The sequence below is a fragment of the Mesorhizobium sp. M7A.F.Ca.CA.001.10.2.1 genome (genome assembly GCF_003998575.1).
Taxonomy (GTDB): domain Bacteria; phylum Pseudomonadota; class Alphaproteobacteria; order Rhizobiales; family Rhizobiaceae; genus Mesorhizobium.
This window is the reverse complement of record NZ_RZQY01000318.1, coordinates 1-6604: the sequence shown is the minus strand read 5'-3', so window position 1 is coordinate 6604 and position 6604 is coordinate 1. Positions and strand designations below refer to the sequence as shown.

7 protein-coding genes are annotated in these 6604 nt (G+C 62.1%); 5 read left to right on the top strand and 2 right to left on the bottom strand.

Annotated elements, in window-relative coordinates; all coding sequences use genetic code 11:
* Nucleotides 1–1872 (top strand): acetyl/propionyl/methylcrotonyl-CoA carboxylase subunit alpha (locus EN964_RS20105; RefSeq protein ID WP_164775898.1); only part of this gene is annotated, 1872 nt, incomplete at its 5' end.
* A gap of 88 nt (nucleotides 1873–1960) precedes the next feature.
* Here EN964_RS20105 and EN964_RS20100 read toward each other — a convergent pair.
* On the bottom strand, nucleotides 1961–3082 hold the full coding sequence (locus EN964_RS20100) for an ABC transporter substrate-binding protein (protein ID WP_127270990.1): 1122 nt from the start codon (nucleotides 3080–3082) through the stop codon (nucleotides 1961–1963).
* Nucleotides 3083–3474: 392 nt separating this feature from the next.
* Entirely contained in the window at nucleotides 3475–3741 is a 267-nt protein-coding gene (locus tag EN964_RS20095; RefSeq protein ID WP_013532614.1) for a sel1 repeat family protein, read from the bottom strand.
* A 449-nt stretch (nucleotides 3742–4190) separates the two neighbouring features.
* Here EN964_RS20095 and EN964_RS20090 point away from each other — a divergent pair, with 449 nt between their 5' ends.
* From EN964_RS20090 to EN964_RS20080, 4 genes are all read left to right on the top strand, one after another.
* Nucleotides 4191–4532, top strand: a complete 342-nt coding sequence (locus EN964_RS20090; RefSeq protein WP_127270988.1) for a DUF2147 domain-containing protein — start codon at nucleotides 4191–4193, stop codon at nucleotides 4530–4532.
* A 223-nt stretch (nucleotides 4533–4755) separates the two neighbouring features.
* Nucleotides 4756–4914 (top strand): hypothetical protein, encoded by a 159-nt coding sequence (locus EN964_RS37765; protein WP_023812838.1) that lies wholly within the window; start codon nucleotides 4756–4758, stop codon nucleotides 4912–4914.
* A 38-nt stretch (nucleotides 4915–4952) separates the two neighbouring features.
* Nucleotides 4953–5147 (top strand): hypothetical protein, encoded by a 195-nt coding sequence (locus EN964_RS20085; RefSeq protein ID WP_127270986.1) that lies wholly within the window; start codon nucleotides 4953–4955, stop codon nucleotides 5145–5147.
* Nucleotides 5148–5221: 74 nt separating this feature from the next.
* The coding region (locus tag EN964_RS20080) for an AMP nucleosidase (protein ID WP_127276662.1) at nucleotides 5222–6604 on the top strand (1383 nt) is incomplete at its 3' end.

Here is a 6604-nt window from a genome sequence, read left to right as displayed (position 1 = left end):
AGATCCCTGCATGTCGAGATGGCCGACGAGGCGGTGCATATCGGCCTCTCGCCCGTCGGCGAAAGCTATCTGCGCGGTGACAAGATCATCGCCGCGGCCCTGGCAACGGGCGCACAAGCCATTCACCCCGGCTACGGCTTCCTGTCGGAAAATCCCGATTTCGTCGACCAGGTGGTGGCGGCGGGGCTGATTTTCATCGGCCCGTCGGCGGCCTCGATCCGGGCCATGGGGCTGAAGGACGCCGCCAAGCGGCTCATGGAAAAGGCCGGCGTGCCGGTCGTGCCGGGCTATCATGGCGAGGCGCAGGAGATCGTGCTGCTTGCGTCCAAGGCACGCGAGATCGGCTACCCGGTGCTGATCAAGGCGCGCGCCGGCGGCGGCGGCAAGGGTATGCGCCGGGTCGAGCATCCCGATGAATTTTCCGAGGCGCTGTCCAGCGCGCGGCGCGAGGCGAAAGCCGCTTTCGGCGACGACCGCGTGCTGGTCGAAAAATATGTCGACAAGCCGCGCCATATCGAGGTGCAGGTGTTCGGCGACAATTTCGGCAATGCAGTGCACCTTTATGAACGCGACTGCTCGGCGCAGCGCCGCCACCAGAAAGTGATCGAGGAATCGCCCGCGCCCGGCATGACCGAGGCTTTGCGCAAGGCGATGACGGATGCGGCGGTGAAGGCCGCCAAGGCGATCAATTATTCAGGCGCCGGCACCATCGAGTTCATCGTCGATGCCTCGCAGGGCCTGAAAGCCGACCGCTTCTGGTTCATGGAGATGAACACCCGCCTGCAGGTCGAACATCCGGTCACCGAAATGGTAACCGGCACCGATCTGGTCGAGTGGCAGTTGCGGGTCGCCAGCGGCGAAAAGCTGCCGAAGACGCAAAGCGAGATCGCGCTCGTCGGCCATGCCTTCGAGGCGCGCATTTATGCCGAGGACGCGGCAAAAGGGTTCCTGCCGGCGACCGGCACGCTGCATCATCTGAAATTTCCAGACGCAGCCTCCGAAGGCGCCACAATGCGCATAGAGACCGGCGTGCGGGCGGGTGACGCCATCTCGCCCTATTACGACCCGATGATTGCCAAGCTGATCGTCCACGCCACGGACCGTCAGGGGGCTCTGGAAGCGCTTGGCGCGGCGCTATCCCGGACCGAGATCGCCGGCTCGACCGTCAACACCGCCTTTCTTGCCGCTCTCGCCGCCGATCCGGATTTTGCTGCAGGCGATGTCGACACCAGCCTGATTGGCAGACACCAAGAAACCTTGGCGACCGTCCCGCCGCCGAGCGACGAAACCATTGCTGCCGCCGCTCTTGCGGCCTCCGGTGCCGGCGCAACCCCGTCATCCGACGATCCGTGGTCGTCGCTTGTCGGCTATGCCCATTTCCACAGCGTGGCGCGACGCACATGGCTGAAGTTCGGCGAAGACGATATCGCGGCGAAGGTTTCGGTGCGGGCGGACGGACGATTCCAGGTCGCGCTGGACAAGCCCTATGGCGACACCAATTCGCATGATTTTCGCGCCACGCCACGCCTCGCCCGCTGGCCAGGCCATATTACCGTGTTCGAAGGCGCCGTTGGCTACACCTTCGCCGTGCCGGACCCGTTGGCACGGGCCGATGAGGCGGCGGCAAGCACCGGCAGCCTGCGTGCGCCGATGCCGGGATTGGTCAAGCTGGTGCGCGTGGGAAAAGGCGATACGGTGATCAAGGGCCAGCCGCTGCTGATCCTCGAGGCGATGAAGATGGAGCACACCATCGCCGCGCCGCATGACGGCGTGATCGCCGAGATCGCCACAGAGGGCGCACAGGTCACCGACGGAACGGTGCTGGTGCGGTTCGTCGAGGAGCACAACGCCGCGACCACAGCAGTGAGCTGACGGTTCGGAAGGCCACGACAGGGGAAGCAAAAAAATGGCCGGGATGAACCCGGCCATTTCTCTATGCCATCCAGTCGCAGGGTGGCGATTACTGCGCGATCGGCGCGTATTTGCCGTCATGCCACTGGTTGATGTCGTAGCTGGCATTCTTGAGGTCGCCCTTCTCGTCGAAGGTGACATCACCGACAACGGTGCTGATCGGCGTACCGTTCTTCAACGCTTCGGCAACCTTGGCCGGGTCGTCGCTGCCGGCACGCTTGATGCCTTCGGCGAAAGCCTGGATGGTGGCGTAAGAGAACAGCGTGAAACCCTCCGGCACGAAACCGCCGGCCTTGATCTTCTCGACGGCTGCCTTGGCTTCCGGCTTTGCCTGCGGATCCGACGGGAAGACGAACATGGTGCCCTCGCCGGCCGGGCCGGCAACCTGCCAGAATTCCGGCGAGGCGATGGAGTCCGGCATGATCAGCTGGAACTTCAGATTCTGTTCCGCCGACTGACGCAGGATCAGGCCGGCTTCAGGATGGTAGCCGCCGAAATAAACAACGTCGGCTTTCAAATCCTTGAGCTTGGTGACGAGAGCCGAATAGTCCTTCTCGCCAGCGTTGATGCCGTCATAATAGACCTCCTTGAGGCCGCCGGCATTCATCGTTGCCCTGACGGCGTCAGCCACGCCCTGTCCGTAGGCGCTCTTGTCATGCAGGACGACGACATTCTTGCCGGCAAACTTCTTGGCGATCCATGGGCCGATGAAGGCGCCCTGCGCGTCGTCTCGCGTATAAAGGCGCATGATCGTCGGCCAGCCGGCCTTGGCTGCCGCATCGGTCAGCACCGGGTTTGACGAGGCCGGGCTCATCATCAAGGCGCCGGCTTCGGCATAGACAGCTGATGCCGGAATGCTGGAACCCGAGCAGGCATGGCCGTCGATGAACTTGACGCCATCGGCGACGACGCGGTTGGCAACCGACACGGCCTGCTTGGGATCGCATTGGTCGTCTTCGATGCTCAGCTTGATCTGACGACCGTCGACACCGCCCGCGGCGTTGATCGCATCGGCGGCAGCCTGTGCGCCCTGCTTGAACTGATCGCCGATGGTGGCGAGCTGTCCTGTCATCGGGCCCACCACCGCAAAGGTGATGTCGTCTGCGAATGCGACCGGCGTGCTCAACATCAGGCCGAATATGGCCGCGTTCAAAATACTCAATTTTTTCATGATGGTAGAACTCCTCCACTCACGCGCGGCCGCCCCGGCCGCGCTTCTTCCAGAGAGGCCGGACAATTTCATCCTTCATTCGGCCTGTCTAGGCGCATTGGCGCCGCTCGATTGGGCCTGCAAGACGTCATCCACGCAAAAAGCCACGCCAGCCTTGTTCCGGCTGGTCGCGGCTTTTTTGCCCGTCGAGCAATCTCCAGGCGCCCCCGCGCCTAAAAATCCGCTCAGCTTCCCTGTGTCGCGCACGACTGGGCCTTGCGGCCTGCCGCGTTCTTTCCCTTGCCTTCGTGACCGTCTTGCGCGGCCTTCAATTTCGCCGGGTCTGGCCGTCTGTGCGGCCTTGATCCCGGAGCTTCCCTGTCTTCGATGGATCTGTCTGCGATTGGCAGATTTCAGTGCATGGTCATCCATTCGCGGGCTTCGCGCAGCGCCGTGGCGATCTCGACCTTCGACATGGCGGCCGACAGTTCCGAGCGCAGCTCGGCGGCGCGGGCCGAGCCCTTGATTGCGGCGATGTTGAACCATTTGTGGGCGGCAACGACATCGGTCTCGCAATCGCGGCCGGTCGCATACATCATGCCCAATTCGAAAAGGATGTCGGCCTGGGCAGTTGCTCCCATAGCGCCGAAACCTGCTTCAAGCATTTCAAAACGTGCCATTTCAATCCCCTGTTTTCCGGCCCCTGTCAGGCTCCCGAGAGCTGCCTTCTTTCGTCTTGCCGGCTGCTCTTCCGATGCTTTCGAGAATGCCGTGCAGGCTTGAATCCGTCGTTAAATGGCGTGCTTAATTTGAGGAAAACAAAGCTAAAACAAGAGGTAAACGCCGAAATTCGTTAAGGATACAAACCCAGCAATTCAGCCTGCTTGCCTCAAATTTGACGAAAGTTTTCTCGCGCGGGGGCAAGACTTCGCTAACCACGGCAGACAAAGGCGATGCGCCGATCGTTTCATTTCATCGTCGAGGAGGCGCTTTCAGGCGGCTGCAAAATCCCAAAGTCTTCCGCTACGGCACCGCTTTTGTTTTGCCGGGAGCTGGATTAGCTTACGTTTGCGTAAGCGGCAGACCGGCGAGGCGGAGCATCCGGCCGGACATCCACAGGGAGGAAGACATGTTTCGAAAACTGAGCCTGGCCCTTGCGGCCACATTGATCGTGGCGAGTGCAGCATGGGCCGATCCGATCGAAGGCAATTGGAAGACGCAGGCCGGCGAAACCGCGGCCATCGCCGGCGGCGGCTCGTTTTCCATCACGCTCAAGTCCGGGAAATATGCCGGCAAGACCATCGGCTCGCTCAAGGCGACAGGCGACAACAAATATGCCGGCAACATCACCGATCCGGCAAACGACAAGACCTATTCGGGCAAGGCGACATTGTCGGGCAGCTCTCTCAAGATGAGCGGCTGCGTGCTCGGCGGACTGATCTGCAAGAGCCAGACCTGGCACAAGCTCTGATCGAGCGCATCCTTGCGACATGATGACGGGGCCTCGACGGGCCCCGTTTTCGTTTGTCGACACATCCTGCGCCGATGATGCTCGATACCCACCGGCGGCTATCCAAACCGACGCCGGCGCCGTCGAAACCCGTCAGTCATCTTGAACGGCAGATGAACGCCGGCATCAGAGCCGGTTCAGTTGCATCAGGGCATTCTCCGGCGTGTTGAAGGAGACCGACCCAATGCTTGCTCGCCGCTTCACCATCGTCTGCCTGCTGGTGAGCCTGTTTGGAATGTTCTTCGCCATCCTCGTCGCCGAAGCGGGCCGTCCGGCCCGCGCCTGGGACGAAGCCAGTTCCAGAACCTGCCGCCTCGCCTGCCCCACCCATCTTCGCAACTGACCAAAGAAACCAAGACCTCGAAAGAAAAGCTGAACGCCATGAACCGCATCGCCGCCAACACTCTCAAGACCCTTCGGCTTCTGCCGCGGGCGGCGCTTATCCTGACGGTGCTGGCCGCTCCGGTTCTGGCCGTGCCGATGATGCGCACTGACGCCGGCTCGACGATCGACGCACCAGCCCTGAAGAAGTCCGGCGTCGGCTTTGTGCTCCTGGTCAGCCTGCAGCGCGGTTGAAGAAAAACGGCGCTTTGGCCGCCTTCGGTCGCGACACCCCTCCCAAGTGCCGATCCAAGTCTCTATATTGAGCCATGGAAAAGCGAATCTACCCACAAGCCATCGAATCTGTCGTCATGCCGGAGCCTTTTGGCCGGCAAAGCTTTGATAGCGCCGAAAAAGCAGTCAAGGCACTGCAGGCGCTTTACGACCGCAATACCAAATTCCTGCGCGACTCCTTTGCAGAGCTGGCGGCAGCAGGCGGCGACAATGGCAAGCGCTACCGGGCCTTTTATCCGGAGATCGGTGTCACCACCAACTCGTTCACCCAGATCGACTCGCGCCAGGCCTATGGCCATATGCCGACGCCTGGGCATTTTTCCACCACCATCACCCAGCCGGGCCTGTTCGAAAGCTACCTCGTCGAGCAGTTGCGCCTGATCATGCGCAATCATGGGGTTGCGGTCACGGTGTCGGAATCGACCACACCCATCCCGCTGCATTTCGCCTTCCTTGAAGGCACCCATGTCGACGGCGCGACGGCAGAGCGCATCAAGCGGCCGATCCGCGATCTGTTCGACGTGCCGGATCTCGACGGCACCGACGACCAGATCGCCAACGGCACCTTCGAAGTCGCCTTTGGCGAGCCGAGGCCTCTGGCGCCCTTCACGGCGCAGCGCATCGATTATTCGCTGCACCGGCTGTCGCACTATACGGCAACCACGCCGCAGCAGTTCCAGAACTTCGTGCTGTTCACCAATTATCAGTTCTACATCGACGAGTTCGTCGCCCGCGCCCGCAACCTGATGGCCAATGGCGGCGGCGGATACACGGAGTTCGTCGAGCCGGGCAATGTCATCACCAAGAGCGGGCAAAGCGCGCCCAGCGAAGGCGTTGCACCGCCGCGCCTGCCGCAGATGCCGGCCTATCACCTGAAGAAATCGGGACATGGCGGCATCACCATGGTCAATATCGGCGTCGGGCCCTCCAACGCCAAGACCATCACCGACCATATCGCGGTGCTGAGGCCGCATGCCTGGGTGATGCTCGGCCACTGCGCCGGCCTGCGCAACACCCAGGCGCTGGGCGACTATGTGCTGGCGCATGCCTATGTGCGCGAGGACCATGTGCTGGACGACGATCTTCCGGTCTGGGTGCCGATCCCGCCGCTGGCCGAAATCCAGGTGGCGTTGCAGGAAGCCGTCGCCGAAGTCACCGGCCTTTCCGGCTACGACCTAAAGCGCATCATGCGCACCGGCACCGTCGCCACCATCGACAATCGCAACTGGGAACTGCGCGACCAGCGTGGCCCGGTACAGCGTCTGTCGCAATCTCGCGCCATCGCACTCGACATGGAATCGGCGACCATCGCCGCCAATGGCTTCCGCTTTCGCGTTCCCTACGGCACGCTGCTGTGCGTTTCGGACAAACCGCTGCATGGCGAGTTGAAGCTGCCCGGCATGGCGACCGAATTCTAC

Excerpts from the sequence above, each read along its gene's own strand:
- EN964_RS20090 (WP_127270988.1), top strand. The coding sequence starts at position 4,191 with ATGTTTCGAAAACTGAGCCTGGCCCTTGCGGCCACATTGATCGTGGCG.
- EN964_RS20095 (WP_013532614.1), bottom strand. The coding sequence starts at position 3,741 with ATGGCACGTTTTGAAATGCTTGAAGCAGGTTTCGGCGCTATGGGAGCA.
- EN964_RS20100 (WP_127270990.1), bottom strand. The coding sequence starts at position 3,082 with ATGAAAAAATTGAGTATTTTGAACGCGGCCATATTCGGCCTGATGTTG.
- EN964_RS37765 (WP_023812838.1), top strand. The coding sequence starts at position 4,756 with ATGCTTGCTCGCCGCTTCACCATCGTCTGCCTGCTGGTGAGCCTGTTT.
- EN964_RS20085 (WP_127270986.1), top strand. The coding sequence starts at position 4,953 with ATGAACCGCATCGCCGCCAACACTCTCAAGACCCTTCGGCTTCTGCCG.